A 20791-nucleotide genomic window follows, 5' to 3' on the forward strand; every position below is an offset into this window, starting at 1 on the left:
GCCATTAATCGAAGAAGCTCTTCACCCGGTCGAACCAGCTCTTGCTTTGCGGGCTATGTCTTGCACCACCCTCAATGAGCGACTTCTCGAATTGTTGCAGGATTTCGCGCTGCGCCTCGGTGAGCTTGACCGGGGTCTCGACCTGCACGTGCACATAGAGATCACCCGCGATGCTCGAGCGCAGCCCCTTGATACCCTTGCTGCGCAGACGGAACGTCTTGCCCGACTGCGTGCCTTCCGGCACCGTGAAGCTTGCGCGACCTGCAAGCGTCGGCACTTCTATCTCTCCGCCGAGCGCCGCCGTCGTAAATGGAATCGGCATCTGGCAATGCAGATCATCGCCGTCGCGCTCAAACACCGAGTGCTGCTTGATGTGAATCTCGACGTACAGATCGCCCGACGGACCACCATTGACACCCGGCTCACCGTTACCGGCCGAACGGATACGCATGCCGTCATCGATGCCGGCCGGAATCTTCACTTCGAGCGTCTTGGTTTCCTTGGTCTTGCCCGCGCCGTGACAATGCGCGCACGGTTCAGGAATGTAGGTGCCGGTGCCGTGGCACTTCGGACAGGTTTGCTGGATACTGAAGAAACCCTGCGACATCCGTACCGCGCCCGAGCCATTACAGGTCGGACATGTTTCCGGCTTGGTACCCGGCTTCGCGCCGGAGCCGTGACAGATCGCGCACGAAACCCAGCTCGGCACGCGAATCTGCGTGTCATAACCGTGAGCAGCCTGCTCGAGCGTGATTTCCATGCTGTAGCGCAGATCGGCGCCGCGATACACCTGCGGACCCGCGCGGCCACCACGTGCGGCACCGCCGGCAGCCTGGCCAAAGATGTCGCCGAAAATGTCGCCGAACGCATCGGCAAATCCGCCGAAGCCTTGCGCCCCGGCTGCGCCCATGTTCGGATCCACGCCAGCGTGGCCGTACTGGTCGTACGCCGCGCGTTTTTGCGAGTCCGACAGCATTTCATAGGCTTCCTTCACCTCTTTGAAATGCCCTTCCGCATCCTTGTTGCCCGGATTGCGGTCGGGGTGATGCTTCATCGCCAGCTTGCGATAAGCCTTCTTGATTTCGTCGTCGCTCGCGTTCTTTGCGACGCCCAGAACCTCGTAATAATCCCGTTTCGCCATATCGGTTCAACGCCAGCCGCGCAATCCGGCGCAGCGGCTCCTTGTGAATGCTGGAGTCTCGCGACTCGTCCGGCCGTGACTTTTTCCCTGATAGCGGGACAAAAGTCGCGCCCTCCATAAAACAAATGTGCCCGGAGAGCCCAAAGGCTCGCCAGGCGCGTTAACCGTTCGTGTGCCCAACCGGGCCCAGACCGTGTTGCAGCCGGGCTGCGCACCGCTTCCGACGCGCAGCCGTCTGGTCAAAGTTCAACCCGGCTTAGTCCTTTTTCACTTCCTTGAACTCGGCGTCGACAACGTCATCTTCCGGCTGGCTCGCACCGCCCGCGGACGTACTGCCCGCTGCACCCGCCGCGCCAGCGGCACCCGCAGCACCTTGAGCCGCCTGCATGTCGGCGTACATCTTTTCGCCGAGCTTCTGTGACGACGTGGCCACCGCTTCGATCTTCGCTTCGATCGTCGCCTTGTCGCTCGAGCCGCTCTTCAGCGCTTCTTCGAGTTCCTTCAGCGCAGCTTCGATCTTTTCCTTCTCGGCCGCTTCGATCTTGTCGCCGTATTCCGTCAGCGCCTTCTTCGTGCTGTGGACGAGTGCATCGCCCTGATTGCGGGCATCAGCCAGTTCACGCAGCTTGTGATCTTCTTCCGCGTTCGCTTCCGCGTCCTTTACCATCTTCTCGATTTCGGCTTCCGACAGACCCGAGTTCGCCTTGATCGTGATGCGGTTTTCCTTGCCGGTCGCCTTGTCCTTCGCGCCGACGTGCAAAATGCCGTTCGCGTCGATGTCGAAGCTCACTTCGATCTGCGGCACGCCGCGCGGTGCAGGCGGAATGCCCTCGAGGTTGAACTCGCCGAGCAGCTTGTTACCCGCTGCCATTTCGCGCTCACCCTGGAACACCTTGATCGTCACGGCGCCCTGGTTGTCGTCCGCCGTCGAATACACCTGGGCGTGCTTCGTCGGGATCGTCGTGTTCTTGTTGATCATCTTCGTCATCACGCCGCCGAGCGTTTCGATGCCGAGCGACAGCGGGGTCACGTCGAGCAGCAGGACGTCCTTGCGGTCGCCCGACAGAACCTGACCCTGAATCGCGGCGCCCACGGCCACGGCTTCGTCCGGGTTCACGTCACGACGCGGCTCCTTGCCGAAGAACTCCTTCACCTTCTCCTGCACCTTCGGCATGCGCGTCATACCGCCGACCAGAATCACGTCGTCGATCTCGCTAACCTTTACGCCCGCGTCCTTGATCGCGATGCGGCACGGTTCGATCGTGCGCTCGATCAGCTCTTCGACCAGCGCTTCAAGCTTCGCACGCGTAATTTTCAGGTTCAAGTGCTTTGGACCCGACGCATCAGCCGTGATGTACGGCAGATTGATTTCCGTCTGCTGGCTCGACGACAGTTCGATCTTGGCCTTTTCGGCCGATTCCTTCAGGCGTTGCAGCGCGAGCACGTCCTTCGACAGATCGACGCCCTGCTCCTTCTTGAATTCGCCAATGATGTAATCGATGATGCGCTGGTCGAAGTCTTCACCACCGAGGAACGTATCACCGTTCGTCGACAGCACTTCGAACTGCATTTCACCGTCAACGTCTGCGATTTCGATGATGGAAATGTCGAACGTACCGCCCCCGAGGTCAAACACGGCGATCTTGCGGTCGCCCTTTTCGGCCTTGTCGAGACCGAACGCGAGTGCGGCAGCGGTCGGCTCGTTGATGATCCGCTTCACTTCCAGACCGGCGATGCGGCCTGCGTCCTTGGTGGCCTGGCGCTGGCTGTCGTTGAAGTACGCAGGAACCGTGATCACTGCTTCCGTGACCGGCTCGCCGAGGTAGTCTTCAGCGGTCTTCTTCATCTTGCGCAGTACTTCCGCCGAGATTTGCGGCGGCGCCAGCTTCTGCTCGCGTACTTCGACCCATGCGTCGCCGTTGTCGGCCTTCATGATCTTGTACGGCATCAGGCCGATGTCTTTCTGCACTTCCTTTTCTTCGAAGCGACGACCGATCAGACGCTTGACCGCGAACAGCGTGTTCCTCGGGTTCGTGACCGACTGACGCTTGGCGGGAGCGCCAACGAGAATCTCGTTGTCGTCCATGTAAGCGATGATCGACGGCGTCGTGCGGGCGCCTTCCGAGTTTTCGATCACCTTGACGGTATTACCTTCCATCAACGCCACGCACGAATTGGTAGTGCCGAGGTCGATGCCGATGATTTTGCCCATTTTTTCCTGATCTCCTGAACTTTGATCGCTGCAGGACGCGCGCTTTTGTCCGCTGGACCACAGCGCATCCCGCCTTCAATTCATACCTGCACTCAAAATAAGTGCATCCGCATTGTTTTCAAGACCCTCAACGCAATGCGGTCATTAAATATTTTCAATCGCCTGAACGGGTGGCCGTGGTTTCCGGCGAAACGGCGCCTTTCGGGGCACGATTTGCCACGCTGACGGTTGCAGCGGCGTCCGCCCGCCCGCTGCCGGGGGCTGAGCCGTCGACCGGACCGCTAGCGGTTGCCTCACCAATGGCCGCCCCACGGATGGCCGCCCCACGAATTTTCTCACGCGCTGCTGCCACGGCTGCTTCGAACTGCGCGAGACCATGCCGGCCCGTCGCCCGACCAAGCCGCTTGCCGCGGTGGAAGAAGTACCACGTGGGCACGCCATGCAGCACGAACCGGCGGCCCAACTCGCGGTGCTCGTAGACGTTGCTGTGAAACCATTTCAGACCAAGCGCGCGGATCGCATCCGGCTGGGCCAGCATCGCTTTCTTGGCGACCTCACAGTTGAAGCAGTCGAGACCCCAGAAGAAGACAACCGCGAGGTCGTCCCCGGCCGATGCAAGGCCTGCGTCGAACAATGCGGCGCTCAATTCCTGCATATCGAAGACGGCGAATGCCGTGGAGTCGACGGGAATATTGGCCATGGTCGTGACGTTTCTCGAAGCGGCGCGGAATGGCGGGTGACGAGGCCGCTTATTTGGGCGCCGCGACCGTCACCAGCGCCGGACGCAGCACGCGATCGGCGATCACGTAGCCCTTTTGCAGCACGGCGACGACGGTGTTCGGCTCCTGTTCGGCCGGAACCATCGAAATCGCCTGGTGACGATGCGGATCGAACTTCTCGCCGACTGGGTTCAATGCGACGACGCGGCCCTTCTCGAGCGCGCCGGTCAACTGGCGCAGCGTCAACTCGACGCCTTCGCGGACCTTCGCCAGATCGCCGGAGTTGTCGGCAAGCGCAGCCTCGAGGCTGTCGAGCACCGGCAGCAGATGTTCGGCAAAGCTTTCGATCGCGAACTTGTGCGCCTTCTTTACGTCTTCGTGCGCCCGGCGGCGCACGTTTTCCGTTTCGGCCTTTGCGCGCAGGAAGCTTTCCTGCAGTTCGCCGATCTTTGCCTGCGCTTCGGCCAGAGCGACCTCTGCGCCAGCCGGCGCCGCTTCAGGCGCAATGTCCTGTTGATCGACCGTGCCAGCTTCAGCGGCCGTGCGGCCGTTTTCGTCAGCAGGCGTGGCGTTCTGGCCAGTCGGATTCTCTTGCGTGTTTTCCATGTCGCTGAAAGTCATAAAAAAATAAAAACTGCAGCAGCGTCTTCCTGCTCACGCAGCGCTGAAACAGACGTTGCGAAAAAGCAACGAAGCCGCCGCTTACCGACGGTGCAGATGGGGTCCGGATCGAGGATTTCAAGCCGGTCTACCGATGTTTTCGCACCGCAACCGTGCGCCGAAACGGGCCGTAACAACGATGACGCAGCTGCCATCAGATTGAGATTGAGCAGCATCAACGAGTGACCTAAACTTCTCTTAAGCGTCCGAAAAGGCACGTTTACCCTAACGAAGCGTAATCTGCCTCACCACTCTGACAGATCGCTTTTTTCCTACCGGCAGACTTCGGGGAACACCGTGAAACTGATGTTTGCAATATCGGTGGTCGCCTTCGTGCTCATCGCGGGCACCACGACAATATGCCTGTCCGGCGCCGTGAACGAAAGCACGACCGAGTATGGTGGCGTGCACGCCACGATGGAACAACTGTTCAATCCCCACCTGAAAGTTTGTCGATAATGCGCCGGTCGCGCTTGGTCGGCCGCCCGTGCATGGCGGCCGCCGGTTCGCGATACGTCTTGCGCCGTTCCAGTTCAAGCAGGCGCTTTTCCCTACCCGCCGCCGTTTCCGCGTAAAGCGTCTGCGCGATGCTGGCCGGCCCGCGGACGTCGCAGATTCCCAGTACTTCCACCTGCCACACGATCCGTTCAATCTCGATTTCGACCGCGTCGCCGACGCGCACATCCTTCGAGGGCTTCACCGGCGCGCCCTCAATCCGCACGCGTCCTTTTTCGACGGCATCCGTCGCCAGCGAGCGCGTCTTGAAGAAGCGCGCGGCCCACAGCCATTTGTCGATGCGCAGGCGCGCACCCGGTTCGGTCGAGATTTTGTAATTCACTGAAGCACGTCCAATGTAAAGGACGCCAGGCGCCGCGACACCCTGCAATCGACACTCATGCGACCGCCGCCCCGTGCGCTGCGACCGGCTGCACCACCGGCCAGCCCTGCAGGTGCTGCGCGACGATCTCGCCGAGCGCGGCGATCCACGCCTGCGAAGCATTCACGCACGGAATCCGGTGAAACTCGCGGCCACCGGCATGCAGGAACTCGTCGCGAACTTCGATGCCGATTTCCTCGATGGTTTCGAGGCAGTCGGCGGTAAATCCGGGGCAAAAGACATCCGCACGGCGCACGCCTGCGGAACCCAGTTCCTTCAGGGTTGGCGCTGTGTAAGGCTGCAGCCATTCAGCACGGCCAAAACGCGACTGAAACGTAACGCGACACTCCACCGGCGTGAGACGCAGCGCATTCATCAGCAAGGCCGCAGTCTGCTGGCACTGCTCGTGGTACGGGTCCCCCAGATCGAGCGTGCGCTTCGGCACGCCATGGAAACTGAGAATCAGCTTGTCGCCCGCTGCGAAATCCGGGAGGCCGTGCGTTTGCCAATAATGGTGAACCTGCGCGGCCAGTGCGGCGATGTAGGCGGGATGATCGCAGTAGTGACGCACAGTCCGGATTTCCGGCTGGTTGCGCATGCGACCCAACGCGACAAATGCGTCGTCGAACGCAGTGGCTGTGGTCGACGATGAGTACTGCGGATACATCGGCATCAGCAGCACGCGCTCGGCGCCCGCGAGCTTCAACTGGTTCAGCATTGCCGGAACGCCCGGCGTGCCGTAGCGCATCGCGTAATCGACGATCACCTGATAGTCGTTCAACTGCAACAGGTGCCGCAACGCTTCCACCTGCTTCTCCGTATGCACGCGCAACGGCGAACCTTCCGGCATCCAGACAGCGGCGTATTTCTTCGCCGACGCGCGACCGCGAAACGGCAGGATCAACAGGCGCAGGATCACCTGCCAGATCACGGCCGGGATCTCGACCACGCGTGAATCGGACAGGAACTGCGCGAGGTAGCGCCGTACGGCACGTGGCGTCGGCGCATCGGGCGTACCGAGATTGATCAGCAGCACCGCGACACGATGTGACGTGGCGGACTGCGAAGGCCGCTCGAGGTCGAAACGCATAATCGATGGATTCTGGTGGCGTGCTGACTGAAACGGTTCAGATGGGACCCATTATAGCGGCGCGATGTCCCGCCGATACCTGGCCTTCCGGTCTATTGGCGCAGCGTGCGATGCCGCGCATCATAGACATGCAGGCACGAGCGGCGCGTCGGGTAGTTACTGCTGGCTGAGGGTCAAGGACAGAAGCCGCGCAGTGATATCGACGATCGGAATCACGCGGTTATAAGCCATTCGGGTCGGCCCGATCACGCCGAGCGTGCCGACTATCTTGCCGTTCACCTCATACGGTGCGGTCACGACGCTCATTTCCTCGATCGGCACGAGATTCGACTCGCCGCCGATGAAAATCTGCACGCCCTGCGCGTGACTCGACACGTCGAGCAACTGAAGGAGGCTGGTCTTTTGATCGAACACATCGAACAGTTTGCGCAGGCGCGCCATGTCCGACGAAAGATCGGCAACTTCGAGCAGGTTGCGCTCCCCGGAGATCAGCACCGTCTCGCCAGTGTCGGCTTCATCGGTACTCGCGGTGACGGCCGCGTGCATCAGCGCCGTCATGTCGCCGCGCAGTTCGTCGATTTCTTCGCGCAGGCGGCGGCGCACCTCGTCGAACGACAAGCCGGCGAAGTGCGCATTGATGTAGTTGGAGGCTTCGGTGAGCTGCGATGGCGAGAAGTCACGCTGCGTCGCCATCATGCGGTTCTGCACATCGCCTTCGGGCGTCACGATGATCAGCAGAATGCGCTTGTCGGACAGGCGCATGAACTCGATCTGCTTGAAAACGTGGCTGCGCCGCGGCGTCAGTACCACGCCAGCAAACTGGGACAAATTGGACAGCACGCTCGCCGCAGCTGCGACAATTTTCTGTGGCTCGCCGACCTGCAACGTCGTTTTGACGGTGCGCATGACGGCTTCCTCGTCGGCGGCGGACTCGACGGTCAGCATGGTATCGACAAACAGGCGATACCCGCGCGGCGTCGGAATTCTTCCCGCCGACGTATGCGGGCTGATCACGAGCCCCAGGTCCTCGAGGTCGGACATCACGTTGCGGATCGTCGCCGGGCTCAGTTCGAGGCCCGAGTACCGGGACAGCGTGCGCGAGCCGACCGGCTGACCTTCAGCGATATAGCGCTCGATCAGCGTTTTGAGGAGGGTTTGTGCGCGAGGATCTAGCATGAAGGAAAATTTTAGCGCAATGCCTGCGCGACAGCGAGCAATAACGGGAAGCTTCAGGACCATCGTGCGGCCGCGCGGCGCGTTGCGCCGGCTGCGACACGAAGTCCCGACCATCAACCTGTCACCAGCTTCTATCATTCTAACGACAACCTGCCCGGGCCGGGCAAGCGCACTCCGCCCAGCCAGCGTCCGAAGCAGGGCCCGGCGTGGCACGGCTCACCGCGCCCCGGGTGCAATGTGAAAAGTTCATTTCGAAGCATACCTATGGTGTAATGCCGGCATGCAAGTTACCAGCCAGTTCAGGACCGTTGCGCTCGTTGGGCGCAGCAACACGCCCGGCATCAGCGAGCCGCTGGCGGCGCTCGCCTCGTGCATTGCAAAGCGCGGGTTCGACGTCGTGTTCGAAGCGGACACCGCCCAGGAAATCGGCGTGACCGACTATCCGGCGCTAACCCCGGCGGAAATCGGCGCGCGCGCCGACGTGGCTGTCGTGCTCGGCGGTGACGGCACCATGCTGGGCATGGGGCGACAACTCGCGCCATACCGCACGCCGGTCATCGGCATCAACCACGGACGCCTCGGCTTCATTACCGATATTCCGATTTCCGATATGCAAGAAATCGTCCCGCAGATGCTCACGGGCAGCTTCGAACGGGAAGAACGGACGCTGCTCGAGGCGCGCATCATGCGCAACGGCGAACCGATCTACCACGCGCTTGCGTTCAACGACGTCGTCGTCAACCGTAGTGGCTTTTCGGGGATGGCGGAACTGCGTGTGTATGTCGACGGGCGCTTCATGTACAACCAGCGCTCGGACGGCCTGATCGTCGCCACGCCAACCGGCTCGACGGCCTACGCGCTGTCGTCGTCGGGGCCGATCCTGCATCCGCAGTTGCAGGGCATCGTGCTGGTGCCCATCGCGCCGCATGCGCTGTCGAACCGGCCGATCGTGTTGCCTGACGACTGCAAGGTCGGCATCCAGATCGTCTCCGGGCGGGATGTGAACGTGAATTTCGACATGCAGTCGTTCACCGCGCTTGAACTGAACGACACTATCGATGTGCGCCGCTCGCGCCATACGGTGCCCTTCCTGCATCCGGTCGGCTACAGTTACTACGCGACGCTTCGCAAGAAGCTGCACTGGAATGAACATCCCTCGCTCGAAGACGACCCCGAGCCTGAGTGAGCGGACTGCCTTCATTGCCCTGACTACCCAGACAAGCGCGACTGACTCGACCGACGCGACCGTTTCGAATTCGCCAGCAAAACAGCCAACCAGACCAAACTCCATGCTTCGCCATCTCTCGATACGCGACTTCGTCATTGTCGCCGCGCTCGATCTTGAATTCGAAAGCGGCTTTACGGTCTTTTCCGGTGAAACGGGCGCCGGCAAATCGATCCTGATCGACGCACTCGCCCTTGCGCTAGGCGCGCGCGCCGACGCAAGCGTCGTGCGCACCGGCGAGAGCCGCGCCGACATTACCGCGGAATTCGCGACGCACGCCGAGGTCGAGCGCTGGCTCGACGAGCAGGCGCTCGGCACCGACGCCGACGACCCGCACGGCAGCACGGTCATGCTGCGCCGGGTGATCGACGCCAACGGCCGCTCCCGCGCGTTCATCAACGGTACGCCGGCCACACTGGCGCAACTGCGCGAAGTGGGCGAAATGCTCGTCGACATTCACGGGCAGCACGCGCACCAGTTGCTGATGCGGCCCGACGCGCAGCGCGAACTGTTCGACACACACGCGGGCCTGCTCGAGACGGCCGCTTCGGTGACACGTGCCTGGCGTAACTGGCGCGAGGCTGCACAAGCCGTCGAAACAGCGCAGACGCGGGACCGCGAACTGCAACTCGAACGCGAGCGTCTCGCATGGCAGTTGACCGAACTCGACAAACTCGCGCCGCAACCCGGCGAATGGGAAGAAATCAACGCAGAGCATCGCAAGCTGTCGCACTCGGCGAACCTGATCGACGGCGTGCAGGGCGCGCTCGCGGCGCTGTCCGAATCGGATGAGGCGATGATCACCCATCTCGGCTCGATCATTTCAAAGCTGCGTGACCTTGCCGAAATCGATCCCGCCTTGAACGATGCGCTCGCCGCACTGGAACCCGCCGAGATCCAGTTGCAGGAAGCGGCCTACTCGCTCTCGCATTACGCGCAGCGGCTCGAACTCGATCCCGACCGGCTCGCCCAGGTCGACCGCCGTCTCGACGCGTTGCACTCGATGGCGCGCAAATTCCGCCTGCAGCCAGAAACACTGCCCGGAGAACACGAGGCACGCCGGGCGCAGCTTGCCGCGCTCGACGCCGCCGCCGACCTCGACAGCCTGCGTGCCTTCGAGGCCAGGGCGAAAGACGCCTACGTGGCCGACGCAAAACAGTTGTCGAAGTCACGGGCAAAGGCCGCGAAGGCGCTAGGTTCGGCCGTGACGACAGGCATGCAGGAATTGTCGATGGTGGGCGGCAGCTTCGACGTTGCGCTCGTGCCGCTGCCGGAAGGCGGCGCGCATGGCATGGAGCAGATCGAGTTTCGCGTCGCGGGTCACGCGGGCGTGCCGCTGCGGCCGTTGGCAAAAGTCGCGTCCGGGGGCGAACTGGCGCGGATCAGCCTCGCACTGGCCGTCATCGCAAGCACCGCGAGCCCCACGCCGACGCTGATATTCGACGAAGTGGATACGGGCATTGGCGGCGGCGTCGCGGAAGTGGTCGGGCGCTTGCTGCATCAACTCGGCCGAGACAGGCAGGTGCTGTGCGTCACGCACCTGCCGCAGGTCGCCGCGCGCGGCGATCATCACTTTCAGGTCGCAAAGAGCGGCAACGGCAAGGGCGGCACGACGAGCAGCGTCACCTCGCTCGACAGATCCAGTCGTATCGAGGAAGTGGCGCGGATGCTGGGCGGCATCGAGATCACGGCGACCACCCGCAAGCACGCAAAAGAAATGCTCACCGCCTGAGCGCGTGGCGGCCGAGGGGCCCTGTCCTCAGCCAAACACCCGCTTCCAGAGACGCAGCACCGCTCTTCGCTCGGCCGTCACACGCTCCGGCTCCACCCGCGCCTTCTCCATGCCGTCGAGACGAAGCTTGTGCTGCAGCTTGCGATAGGTCCGGTAAGCCGCGCCCACCGTCTCAGCCTCTTCCTCACTCATCAGCCCGAAGCGCGACACTTCGCGCAGGAGCGCAATGTTGCCGGTATTGCGGATCAGTTCCGGATCGCGAGCCGCGTGCAGCAGTACCCAGTACTGCACCGTGAATTCGATATCGACCATCCCGCCACGATCGTGCTTCAGATCGAACAGCTCGGTGCGGTTCGGATGCCCCGCCTCGACGCGCTCGCGCATCTCGACAATTTCCTTCGCAAGCGGCGCGGCATCGCGTGGAGTCGTCAGGACCTGGATGCGGATCGCCTCGAACTGCGCGCCGATTTCGGCGTCGCCCGCGCAGTAACGTGCTCGCGACAATGCCTGGTGCTCCCACACCCATGCCGTGTTCGCTGCGTCGCCTTCACGCAGCTGATAGCGCCGGAACGCGTCGAGATCGGTGACGAGCAGCCCGGATTCGCCGTTTGGCCGCAACCGCAGATCGACATCGAACAGGGTGCCGGCACCGGTCGCCATCGTGAGCCAGGTGATGAGGCGCCGGGTAAACGTGGCGTAGACGTCGGCCGCCGCGTCGTCGGGGTCGTCGTACAGGAAGATGAGGTCGAGATCCGACGCGTAGCCCAGTTCCTTGCCGCCCAGCTTGCCGTAGGCGATCACGGCAAAGCGCGGCACCTCGCGATGCCGTTTGGCCACCTGCTTCCACACCGCTTCGAGCGTCACATCGAGGACCGCATCGGCAAGTTCCGAGAGCCGGTCGCTCACCTGTTCGACAGAGAGGCGTCCCGCCAGATCGATCAGCAGGATCCGGAACACTTCCGCCTGATGCGCGTGGCGCAGCAGGTCCATCTGCTGTTCGACCCCGTCAGCCGCCGCGATACGCGCGCCAAGCGTGCGTTTGAATTCGGGCCAGTCGAACGGGCTCGCGATCGCTTCGTCGTCGAGCAGTTCGTCGAGCAGTTGCGGATGCCGGATCAGGTAGCCCGCCGCCCAGCGCGAGCCGCCCAGTACCGACAGCACACGATGCAGCGCGACCGGATATTCGGTCAGCAGCGCGAGATACACGCCCCGCCGGCTCACGGCTTCGAGCAGGTCGAAGAAACGCGCGATCGTATCCGCGCGCCGCCCGGTCGGCTCCAGCGTGCGCGCCGCTTCCAGCGCCCGCTGCGCAACGATGTCGAAGCGCTGCCGGCTCCGCTCGCCGAGCCCCGTGTAGCGCGATGAGCGCCAGACCGCGCGCAGCCGGTCCAGCAGTTCCGCGGGCTCCGCGATACCGAGTTCGACGAGACGCGCCCGCAACGCCTCGTCGGCGCTCTCGTCGTCGAGCGCGCTGCTCCACACCCACACTGCCGCGCCGTCTTCGGGCGCACCGCAGCCGTCTCGGCCGTTTACCTTGTCGGCGAAAATCTGGTCGAACTGCAGCTCGACACGTTCGCGATGGCCGTTGAGTACCGTGATCAGCGCGGCGTAATCGTCAAAGCCCATCGTGTGCGCGAGCTGTTCGCGCTGGCCGGCGTCGACGGGCATCGCGTGCGTCTGCGCGTCGTTGCGGTATTGCAGGCGATGCTCGAGTTCGCGCAGGAATCGATAGGCCTGCGAGAGGTCAGCGCAGACCGAAGGCGCGATCAGCCCCTGCGCGGCTGCATGCCTCAGCACAGCGAGCGTCGGGCGCACGCGAAAGCCGGCATCCTGGCCGCCGCGAATCAGCTGGAACACCTGCGCGCTGAATTCGATCTCGCGGATGCCGCCGCGGCCAAGCTTGATGTCATCGGCCTTGTCCGGCCGCATCGACGCGCGGCGTTGGGCTTCCTGGCGAATCTGCAGGTGCAGTGCCCGGATCGCGGCGATCACTCCGAAATCCAGATACCGCCGATAGATGAATGGCGTGACGATGGAGTCGAGCTGTTTCGACAGACGCTGTGCGGCTTCGCTGCCGCCCTCGGAAACGAGCCGCCCCTTGATCCAGGCGTAACGCTCCCATTCGCGGCCCTGCACATAGAAATACTCCTCGAGCATGCCGAGGCTGCCCACCAGCGGCCCGGAATCGCCGTTCGGACGCAGACGCATGTCGACGCGAAACACGTAGCCATCCGCGGTCACTTCCGCGAGCGCAGCGATCAGCCGCTTGCCGAGACGCGCGAAGAAATCCTGCGTCGCAATCGGCGAGCGCTGGCCGCCGGCCGTCTCGCCGTCGTCTTCGTAGACGAAGATCAGGTCGATGTCCGACGATACGTTCAGTTCGCGCCCACCCAGCTTGCCCATCCCCACCACGCCGAGTGCGAGCCGCTCGCCCTCAGGGCCGCGCGGCTCGCCGTAGAGCACTAGGAGATCGGTAGACAGCACCGCGAGCGCACGCTGGATCGTGGCTTCGGCCAGATCGGTCATCGTACCGGTCACTTCGGCGACATCGGCCTTGCGTGTCAGATCGCGCTCCATCACGGCACAAAAGACCTCCGTGCGCAGCTGGCGCAGGGCTTTTTTAAGCGCCTCCTCGGTAAGCGGGGCATCGGACGCGGCGCGCAACGCGTGACTGAGTTCATCCAGCCGCCCGTCGATCCGCTCGCGCGTAACAGGTGCCTCCGCCAGCGCCGCCACGTGCGACGCGAGTTCGGGACGGCCGGCGAGGACGCGCGCAGCGTATTGTGACCAGGTGGAACTCGTCAGAGTGAAGTCAGTCATCAAAGGTCAGGCTCGCTCGTTGCTTCGGTGGTTGTGACACACGCGAGGCGCAGGCGAAGCGCGAGTCGTGCGGACATAAGTCCCGAACGTCGCGAGCCACGCTGGCCGGACCTTTCAAAGGATTCAAGGATGCCCGTAGGCGCTGGCCCGTGTGTTACATTTCGTCGTCAGACAGCAAAACTACCATACGCCCACCCGTCGCAGCATGTCCGAGCGAAACGATTCCGCCGACCCGCCAGAAGCCGGACGTGCCAGGCCCAGTAGCGGGAGCGACCATGCGGTGCTGCGGCACACGTTGCGAGTGGTGCTGGCGCTCGCACTCGTCCTCTACTTCATCGTGGCGGGGCTTTTCCTCAGCTTGCGCTATGTCGTACTGCCGCGCGCCGACGCGTTCCGCCCGCGCATCGAAGCCGTCGTCTCGGACAAGCTGCACGCGGAACTGAGAATCGGCAGGCTCGCACCGCACTGGACAGGCTTCCAGCCTGGCCTCGACATCACCAATCTCACCATCCGCGACCGCGGCGGCAATACCGCGCTAACGATCCCGCACGCCACGGCCACGCTTTCGTGGCGATCGCTCGCGCAACTCGCGCCAGTGCTATCGAGCCTCGTCGTCGACAAGCCGGACCTGCTGGTTGCACGGTCGAGCGACGGCGCGCTGTCGGTAGCCGGCGTCCTGCTTCCGACCCGGCGCACGGGCAACGCCACGTTCACCACCTGGTTGCTTCAGCAACAGGCGATCATTCTGCGTGGCGGCACGCTCCGCTGGCGCGACGCGCGGCACAACGCCCCGGAGCTTGCGCTGCAGGACATCCGGCTTGCGATCCTCAACGACGGTTACGAACACCGCTTCGCACTCCAGGCCCCCGCCGAGGGTACGGTGCTGCACGGCCCGCTCGACTTCCGGGCGCACTTCCGTCACGCGCCGCTGACTTCCGCCGGCAAGCCGGTCAACTGGAAAGGTGAGGCGTATCTGTCCACCGGCCCCGTCGATCTGCCCACGCTGGCACGCTACGTGGGTTTCCCGTTCGAAGTCTCCGCGGGCCGCATCGACAATTCAATCTGGATTGACTTTGCGCAAGGCAGTATGAGGACCGCGGAGGGCCAGCTTGCAGGCAGCGACGTCGCCTTGCGCGTGCGCGCAACACAACCGAAACTCGACGTGCCCGTTGCAACTTTCACCTGGAAAGTGAATCTGGAGCAGCGCGACTTTAACCTCCAGCTCAGCGACTTCAACGCCGAACTCGGCCAGCCGCCACTCGATGACGGCACGCCGGTCACGCGCAATCTGGCGCTGTCGACGCTGACCGCCCGCTACCGCATGCCGAGCGTGCAGGTTGGCCAGCTGATGAGCGTCAAGGGCGATCGTGTCGACCTTGGTGTGCTCGCGGAATTCAGCCGCGCGCTGCCGCTGCAGGGCAAACTGTTAAGCGAACTCGTGCGTTTCAATCCGCGCGGGCTGGTATCGAACTATGTGATCGAAGTCGAGCGCGAAAAACCCGAATCCGGCGAGGCCATTGCCGAGCAGCGTGCGAAAGGTGGCCAACCGATCTTGCGTTACCGGTTCAAGGGCGATCTGCAGGGCATCAGCATCGCGGCCCAGGAACCGCCGCCCGGCCTGACGAAGCTCAACCACCCGCGTGCGGGCGTTCCGGGGGTCGAAAATCTGTGGGGCAACGTCGACGCCGACGAAAACCACGGCGCGCTGGTGCTCAACTCGGCCAATGTGGCCGTGACGATGCCAGGTGTTTTCGACGATCCGCGCCTCACGTTCGACCGTATGAGCGGCCACGTCAGGTGGGAAATCAAGCCAAAGGCACCGGGCGAGCAGCACCTGTCCGTTGCGATAACCGTGCCCGACTTTCATGTTTCCAACGCCGATACTGCCGCGAAGCTCACCGCCTACTACACGAACCCGGGCCACGGGCGCGGCGCGCTCGAACTGAAGGCCGATTTCGAGCGGGCGGCAGTGCCGCGCATCGTCCGCTACCTGCCGACCAGCATCAGCGAAAAACTGCGCATCTATCTGGGACACGGGCTGCAGGCCGGCACGTCACAAGGCGCGACGATCGAGGTGCATGGCAATCTCGACAAGTTCCCCTACTCGCGCGATCCGACCGCCGGCATCTTCCGCATCGTCGCGCCGTTCAGGAACGCAACGTTCGACCCGTCGCCCTATCCGCCGAGGACACTCAAGAACGGCACGCCGAACGTCTGGCCGGCGCTCGACAACATCAACGGCACGTTCCAGCTGAAGGAAAATGTGCTGCAATTCGACGTCGACAGCGCGCGCTACAAGCGGGTCGCACTCGGGAAGGTGGCAGGGAAGATCGACGATCTCGGAACGAAAGCGTCGAGCCTTGTGATCACGGGCAACGCCCGCGGTCCGCTCGCCGACATGCTGGACTACGCAAACAACAGCGCGCTCGGCGGCCTCTCGAAACACGCCGGCGAAAAGGTCCGCGCCGAAGGCGGTGCATCGCTCGCCCTCAAGCTCACTGTGCCGCGCACGCCGAAACCGCATATCGCTGTCGAAGGCGCGATCGGCTTTCAGAACAACCGGCTGACGATGAATCACGTACCGCCGTTATCGCAACTCAACGGCCGTGTCCGGTTCACGGAGCACACCGCAGCGACCGACCGGCTGTCCGCCCGCTTTCTCGGCGGCGCGGTGCACGCGAACGGAGGCCTGCGAGAGGACGGCACCTATGCATTCGATATCAACGGCCAGATTGCCGTCGAGGCGGCGCGTGGCCTCGACCTGCACGGCCCGGCCGAACAGGCGCTCACGCACATGAGCGGCAGCGCGCCTTATCATCTGAATATGCGCGGCGCCAGAGGCCGCCTGCCCGACATCACCGCGAACTCCGACCTGACCGGCCTCGCGCTCAACTTCCCCGCACCTTTCAACAAGCCGCTCGGCGAGCGGATGCCCCTGCACTTCACGTTCCACCCGCCCACCAGCCCCACCGACGCAGGTCTACAGCACGCCGACCTGACTTTCGGACAGATCAAGGCCGCGTACCTGCTGCGCCACGAGCCGAACCGGCCGTTGACCGTGGTGCGGGGCGCGATCGGCGTGAACAGGCCGGCTGATCCGCCGTCCGAGGGCGTCACCGCAGCGGTCGACCTCGACGAGTTGGACGCCGACGCGTGGCGCGCGCTTTTTGCCCAGATGCGCAGCGGCAGCAAGGACGCGGTACAGCCCGGCATCCCCAACAGCACGGCCGTGCAGTTCATGCCGACGCGCTTCGCGGTCCACATCGGCACACTGACGCTGCTCAAGCGTCACTGGGAAAACCTGATCGTCGGCGCATCGACCGAAGATCACAAGTGGCAGGCGAACATCGCATCGAATCAGGTTTCGGGCCATGCATCGTGGCTGCCGGGCGCCACGCCGGACTCGCCCGGCACACTGCAGGCACGCCTCGCGCGCCTCGTGATTCCCTCGGCGCCAGAGAACGACCTGCTCGGCCGGGCCATGTCCGCGCCCGCGAGAAACATGCCGTCGATCGATCTGATCGTGAACGAGTTGATCGTCCGCGAACACAACTTCGGTCGGCTTGAAGTCGATGCGCACAATTTCGAGGAAGACGGCGTACCCGTCTGGCAACTGGACAAGCTCGACGTCACCAATCCGGATGCGTCGCTGATCGCCACGGCGAACTGGCGCACCGAGCGCAGCCTCGGCGCCAATACCGACGAGGTCCCGCCGCACCACACCGAACTCGATTTCGTCCTTCACGTCAACGACGCTGGCGCGTTGCTCGAGCGCGCCGGCCGCCCGCGGGTGCTCAAGGGCGGCTCCGGCGTGCTGTCGGGCGAGCTCAACTGGCGCGGCAGCCCGAACGTGATCGATTTCCCGACGCTGAACGGCAACCTCGCCGTCGACCTGCGGCACGGACAGATCCTGAAAGTCGACCCGGGTCTCGCGAGGCTGCTCGGCGTGCTGAGCCTGCAAAGCCTCTCGCGCGTGGCGACGCTCAATTTCCGCGATGTGATCGGTGAAGGCCTGCCATTCTCGACTGTGACGGGCACCGTGGGCATCGAAAACGGCATCGGCCGCACGGACAACTTCCAGATGATCATGGCGCCTGCCCGCACCCGGATGGCAGGCACCATCGACCTCGCACAGGAAACGCAGGATCTGCGCGTCCACATCATCCCGACGGTGGACATCGGCGCCGGCGTGGTCGCGGCCGCGATCGTCAACCCGCTGTTCGGACTCGGCGCACTGATCGCGGACTTCGCGCTATATCACTCGGTCAGCAGGATATTCGCCATGGAGTATGCGATCACCGGCTCCTGGGCGCATCCGCACGTCGAGCGGGTCAGCGACGATCGCGGTAATATGACCGCTCCGGCTCCGACGGTCTTCCATTGAGCGCTGATCGGGCCCCTGCTGCACGGTCCTCTCGCGGTGGGCGGGCCGTTCATGACATAGCCATGGTTTGCAGTCCGCGGCGCGCCGTCCGCGTCGCCTTGCCGGGAGTCTTTCAAAACGCTCATGAGCGACCAATACGCCCCAACATCGACCTGTCGCGTCGCTGCGCTGCAGATGGTCAGCACGCCCGAGCGCGACCGGAACCTTGCCGAGGCCGAACGGCTTATCGCGGAAGCCGTCGCGGATGGCGCGCAACTTGTGCTGCTGCCCGAATATTTCTGCTTTATGGGCTTCAAGGACACGGACAAGCTGACAGTCCGCGAAGCATACGGCGATGGCCCGATCCAGCGTTTTCTGACGGATGCGGCGCGGCGCCACGGCGTCTGGATAATCGGCGGCACACTGCCGCTGACGGCGCCGGAAGCTTCGCGCGTACTGAACACGACACTCGTATTCGACCCGCAGGGTAACGAGGTCGCACGCTACGACAAGATCCACCTGTTCAGCTTCGAGAAAGGCGACGAATCGTTCGACGAGGCGCGCACGATCTGTCCCGGTGAAGATGTGCGCACCTTCGAAGCTCCGTTTGGCCGGGTGGGCCTGTCCGTCTGCTACGATCTGCGCTTTCCGGAGCTGTACCGGCGCATGGGCGACTGCGCGCTGATCGTGGTGCCGTCCGCCTTCACCTATACAACCGGCCGCGCGCACTGGGAAACGCTGCTACGCGCGAGAGCGGTCGAAAACCAATGTTATGTGCTCGCCGCCGCACAGGGCGGCAAGCACGAAAACGGTCGCCGTACATGGGGCCACAGCATGCTGATCGACCCCTGGGGCGAAATTGTGGCTGTACGTGACGAAGGTGCGGGCGTCGTCGCCGGCAATCTCGATCGCACCCGCATCGACGAGGTCCGCCAGAGCCTGCCCGCGTGGCGGCACCGCGTCCTCACGTGACCTTTAGCTGACCTTTAGCTGACCTTTAGCTGACCTTTAGCTGACCTTTAGCTGACCTTTAGCTGACCTTGGGCTGACCTTGAAAGCGGCGCGCCAACCATCCATCTAGCGACTGTGAAGTGACCCTGACGTGAACATGAGGCACGCTCCCAACCGAATCCCTCGCATCGAGAAGAACTGACCCCGCATGAATATCATCGAACCCGGTATCCGTAACCTCGCGACCGCCAAGGACGTGCTCCTCACGCCGTATGGCCTCGACGAAGGCGTTTTGACCCGCACGCTCGCGGAAATCTTCACGCATCGCATCGACTACGCCGACCTGTATTTCCAGGCGACCCGCAGCGAAGCGTGGAGCCTCGAGGAAGGCATCGTCAAATCCGGTAGTTTCAGCATCGATCAGGGCGTCGGCGTGCGCGCCGTGTCCGGCGACCGGACGGCGTTCGCCTATTCGGACGACCTGTCGCCCGAAGCGATCCGCCAGGCCGCGATCGCCACCCGCGCGATTGCGAAGGCCGGCGGCGGCAAGCAGAAGGTGAAGGTGGCGTCGTCGCTGACCGGCATCGCCGGGCGCGATCTGTACCTGCCGTCCGACCCTCTGCATTCCCTCGACGCAACCGCCAAGGTCAAACTGCTCGAACGCATCGAACAGATGGCGCGTGGCCGCGATCCGCGCATCAAGCAGGTGATGGCGGGCCTCGCCGGTGAATACGACGTCGTGCTGGTCGCGCGCAGCGACGGTGCGCTGGCCGCCGACATTCGCCCGCTCGTGCGGGTGTCGGTCACGGTCATCGCCGAACAGAACGGCCGCCGCGAAATCGGCAGCGGCGGCGGCGGCGGACGCTTCGACTACGGCTATTTCACCGACGCAGTGCTGTCGCGCTACGTCGACGACGCCGTGCACGCGGCGCTGGTGAACCTCGACGCGCGCCCGGCGCCGGCGGGCGCCATGACCGTTGTGCTCGGACCGGGCTGGCCGGGCGTGCTGCTGCACGAAGCGATCGGCCACGGCCTGGAAGGCGACTTCAACCGCAAGGGATCATCGGCGTTTGCCGGCCGTATCGGCGAGCAGGTCGCAGCGAAGGGCGTCACGGTCGTCGACGACGGCACGCTGCCGAACCGCCGCGGCTCGCTCAACATCGACGACGAAGGCAACCCGACCCAGTGCACGACGCTGATCGAAGACGGCATCCTGAAGGGCTACATCCAGGACACCCTGAACGCGCGCCTGATGAAGATGCCGGTGACCGGCAACGCGCGCCGCGAGTCGTACGCCGCGCTGCCGATGCCGCGCATGACCAACACCTACATGCTCAACGGCGACAAGGATCCGCAGGAGATCATCGGGTCGGTAAAGAACGGCCTGTATGCGGTGAATTTCGGCGGTGGACAGGTCGACATCACGAACGGCAAGTTCGTGTTTTCGGCCTCCGAGGCTTACATGATCGAGAACGGCAAGATCAGCTATCCGGTCAAGGGTGCGACGCTGATCGGCAGCGGGCCGGAATCGCTCAAGTTCGTCAGCATGATCGGCAACGACATGGCGCTGGATACCGGTGTGGGTGTCTGCGGCAAGGAAGGCCAGAGCGTGCCGGTCGGCGTCGGCCAGCCGACGCTGCGCATCGACCGGATGACGGTCGGCGGAACGGTCTGATCGAATGATCACGCACATTTCGCGCAAATTTTGCGCGAAATGTGCGGATTATCCGCATTTTTTGATGCCCTAGCTTGTCACCCGAGCCTGAGCAGGTTATAAAGCCAGTCAACCTTTTTCGATGAGCGACCTTTTTCTCGCCATGTCCGC

General features: G+C 63.5%; 14 protein-coding genes. 5 read left to right on the forward strand and 9 right to left on the reverse strand.

Annotation, left to right across the window (positions count from 1 at the left end):
* Positions 1 to 4: 4 nt before the first annotated feature.
* The 8 genes from dnaJ to hrcA all read right to left on the reverse strand — a co-directional run bounded on the left by dnaJ (position 5) and on the right by hrcA (position 7875).
* The gene (gene dnaJ / locus B0G77_RS03690; RefSeq protein ID WP_133660889.1) at positions 5 to 1141 is read right to left on the reverse strand and encodes a molecular chaperone DnaJ; all 1137 of its coding nucleotides are present in this window, start codon (positions 1139 to 1141) and stop codon (positions 5 to 7) included.
* A 256-nt stretch (positions 1142 to 1397) separates the two neighbouring features.
* Entirely contained in the window at positions 1398 to 3353 is a 1956-nt protein-coding gene (gene dnaK / locus B0G77_RS03695; RefSeq protein ID WP_133660890.1) for a molecular chaperone DnaK, read from the reverse strand.
* A gap of 154 nt (positions 3354 to 3507) precedes the next feature.
* The gene (locus B0G77_RS03700; protein WP_243750929.1) at positions 3508 to 4053 is read right to left on the reverse strand and encodes a thioredoxin family protein; all 546 of its coding nucleotides are present in this window, start codon (positions 4051 to 4053) and stop codon (positions 3508 to 3510) included.
* A gap of 49 nt (positions 4054 to 4102) precedes the next feature.
* On the reverse strand, positions 4103 to 4678 hold the full coding sequence (gene grpE / locus B0G77_RS03705; RefSeq protein ID WP_133660891.1) for a nucleotide exchange factor GrpE: 576 nt from the start codon (positions 4676 to 4678) through the stop codon (positions 4103 to 4105).
* Between the two features lie 11 nt (positions 4679 to 4689).
* On the reverse strand, positions 4690 to 4908 hold the full coding sequence (locus B0G77_RS03710) for a hypothetical protein (RefSeq protein ID WP_133660892.1): 219 nt from the start codon (positions 4906 to 4908) through the stop codon (positions 4690 to 4692).
* A gap of 254 nt (positions 4909 to 5162) precedes the next feature.
* A complete protein-coding gene (locus B0G77_RS03715; protein ID WP_133660893.1) occupies positions 5163 to 5570 on the reverse strand; it encodes an RNA-binding S4 domain-containing protein in 408 nt (135 codons plus the stop codon).
* A gap of 55 nt (positions 5571 to 5625) precedes the next feature.
* Positions 5626 to 6699 carry a ferrochelatase gene (gene hemH, locus B0G77_RS03720; protein ID WP_133660894.1) on the reverse strand — a complete coding sequence of 358 codons (1074 nt, stop codon included), beginning with the start codon at positions 6697 to 6699 and terminating at the stop codon, positions 5626 to 5628.
* A 156-nt stretch (positions 6700 to 6855) separates the two neighbouring features.
* On the reverse strand, positions 6856 to 7875 hold the full coding sequence (hrcA, locus tag B0G77_RS03725) for a heat-inducible transcriptional repressor HrcA (RefSeq protein ID WP_133660895.1): 1020 nt from the start codon (positions 7873 to 7875) through the stop codon (positions 6856 to 6858).
* A 280-nt stretch (positions 7876 to 8155) separates the two neighbouring features.
* Here hrcA and B0G77_RS03730 point away from each other — a divergent pair, with 280 nt between their 5' ends.
* Positions 8156 to 9061 carry an NAD kinase gene (locus B0G77_RS03730; RefSeq protein ID WP_133660896.1) on the forward strand — a complete coding sequence of 302 codons (906 nt, stop codon included), beginning with the start codon at positions 8156 to 8158 and terminating at the stop codon, positions 9059 to 9061.
* A gap of 103 nt (positions 9062 to 9164) precedes the next feature.
* Positions 9165 to 10832: a DNA repair protein RecN gene (gene recN / locus B0G77_RS03735; RefSeq protein WP_133660897.1), complete on the forward strand. Its 1668-nt coding sequence runs from the start codon at positions 9165 to 9167 to the stop codon at positions 10830 to 10832.
* A gap of 27 nt (positions 10833 to 10859) precedes the next feature.
* Here the strand turns inward: recN and glnE are convergent, their stop codons facing one another.
* Entirely contained in the window at positions 10860 to 13652 is a 2793-nt protein-coding gene (gene glnE, locus B0G77_RS03740) for a bifunctional [glutamate--ammonia ligase]-adenylyl-L-tyrosine phosphorylase/[glutamate--ammonia-ligase] adenylyltransferase (RefSeq protein ID WP_133660898.1), read from the reverse strand.
* Positions 13653 to 13857: 205 nt separating this feature from the next.
* On the opposite strand from glnE, the gene B0G77_RS03745 reads away from it, so the two are divergent.
* The 3 genes from B0G77_RS03745 (at position 13858) to tldD (ending at position 20641) form a co-directional block, all read left to right on the forward strand.
* Positions 13858 to 18036 (forward strand): YhdP family protein, encoded by a 4179-nt coding sequence (locus B0G77_RS03745; RefSeq protein ID WP_133660899.1) that lies wholly within the window; start codon positions 13858 to 13860, stop codon positions 18034 to 18036.
* Positions 18037 to 18159: 123 nt separating this feature from the next.
* Entirely contained in the window at positions 18160 to 18987 is an 828-nt protein-coding gene (locus tag B0G77_RS03750) for a carbon-nitrogen hydrolase family protein (RefSeq protein WP_133660900.1), read from the forward strand.
* 187 nt (positions 18988 to 19174) lie between these two features.
* Positions 19175 to 20641 carry a metalloprotease TldD gene (tldD, locus tag B0G77_RS03755; protein ID WP_133660901.1) on the forward strand — a complete coding sequence of 489 codons (1467 nt, stop codon included), beginning with the start codon at positions 19175 to 19177 and terminating at the stop codon, positions 20639 to 20641.
* The last annotated feature ends 150 nt before the right edge of the window (positions 20642 to 20791 follow it).

It is taken from the genome of Paraburkholderia sp. BL10I2N1 (assembly GCF_004361815.1).
Taxonomy (GTDB): domain Bacteria; phylum Pseudomonadota; class Gammaproteobacteria; order Burkholderiales; family Burkholderiaceae; genus Paraburkholderia.

What these genes read in the sequence shown, in the direction of transcription:
- B0G77_RS03745 (WP_133660899.1), top strand. Translation starts at nt 13,858, where the DNA reads ATGTCCGAGCGAAACGATTCCGCCGACCCGCCAGAAGCCGGACGTGCC.
- B0G77_RS03750 (WP_133660900.1), top strand. Translation starts at nt 18,160, where the DNA reads ATGAGCGACCAATACGCCCCAACATCGACCTGTCGCGTCGCTGCGCTG.
- B0G77_RS03730 (WP_133660896.1), top strand. Translation starts at nt 8,156, where the DNA reads ATGCAAGTTACCAGCCAGTTCAGGACCGTTGCGCTCGTTGGGCGCAGC.
- hemH (WP_133660894.1), bottom strand. Translation starts at nt 6,699, where the DNA reads ATGCGTTTCGACCTCGAGCGGCCTTCGCAGTCCGCCACGTCACATCGT.
- glnE (WP_133660898.1), bottom strand. Translation starts at nt 13,652, where the DNA reads ATGACTGACTTCACTCTGACGAGTTCCACCTGGTCACAATACGCTGCG.
- tldD (WP_133660901.1), top strand. Translation starts at nt 19,175, where the DNA reads ATGAATATCATCGAACCCGGTATCCGTAACCTCGCGACCGCCAAGGAC.
- dnaJ (WP_133660889.1), bottom strand. Translation starts at nt 1,141, where the DNA reads ATGGCGAAACGGGATTATTACGAGGTTCTGGGCGTCGCAAAGAACGCG.
- hrcA (WP_133660895.1), bottom strand. Translation starts at nt 7,875, where the DNA reads ATGCTAGATCCTCGCGCACAAACCCTCCTCAAAACGCTGATCGAGCGC.
- dnaK (WP_133660890.1), bottom strand. Translation starts at nt 3,353, where the DNA reads ATGGGCAAAATCATCGGCATCGACCTCGGCACTACCAATTCGTGCGTG.
- B0G77_RS03710 (WP_133660892.1), bottom strand. Translation starts at nt 4,908, where the DNA reads ATGCTGCTCAATCTCAATCTGATGGCAGCTGCGTCATCGTTGTTACGG.
- B0G77_RS03700 (WP_243750929.1), bottom strand. Translation starts at nt 4,053, where the DNA reads ATGGCCAATATTCCCGTCGACTCCACGGCATTCGCCGTCTTCGATATG.
- grpE (WP_133660891.1), bottom strand. Translation starts at nt 4,678, where the DNA reads ATGGAAAACACGCAAGAGAATCCGACTGGCCAGAACGCCACGCCTGCT.
- recN (WP_133660897.1), top strand. Translation starts at nt 9,165, where the DNA reads ATGCTTCGCCATCTCTCGATACGCGACTTCGTCATTGTCGCCGCGCTC.